Here is a 507-nt window from a genome sequence, read left to right as displayed (position 1 = left end):
ATTATTACATAAAGTATTATAAAAGTTCATTGTTGTTATACTCATATTTACTTTCCTCCTTTATTTATTATTTTTTATTATATGGTGATTTTTTTAACTATCCTCATTATTACTTAAAAATTGAAAATTTATATTTAATTCCACTATAAGACCTCTTATAGAAGAAAAATCATATATTGAATTAGTATTACCATAATCAAAAGYAGGCTCTGCGTTACTCATATTRATATTAGTTATAGTAAAATTGCCTTCATTTTCTATAATAYTTGACAGCCATTCTCTCGTTATTTTATTTAATACAAGCGGAATGATATTAAAAGCTATAAACATATTAGGCTGTTTTATTTGTTTATAAACTCTTACCGTCAAATTAATATTATTATTATAAGCAAGAGTATCTCCTATACTATAGCCTTGAGTAGCATTAATATTTGATACTCCAACAAATAAAAAAGAAGATAGAATATTTGTAAATCTTCCWGCAGTAAAATCATTTATAATTAAAAA

1 protein-coding gene is annotated in these 507 nt (G+C 22.7%); it reads right to left on the bottom strand.

Annotation, left to right across the window (positions count from 1 at the left end; all coding sequences use genetic code 11):
• Positions 1 to 93: 93 nt before the first annotated feature.
• Positions 94 to 507, bottom strand: a 414-nt coding sequence (locus GQX97_RS14700) for a hypothetical protein (RefSeq protein WP_157152396.1), incomplete at its 5' end; no start/stop codon positions are given.

Origin of the sequence: Brachyspira sp. SAP_772 (assembly GCF_009755885.1) — a bacterium.
Classification (GTDB): domain Bacteria; phylum Spirochaetota; class Brachyspiria; order Brachyspirales; family Brachyspiraceae; genus Brachyspira.
Note: the sequence above shows the minus strand (reverse complement) of the source record. Positions and strands in the feature narration are given on the sequence as shown.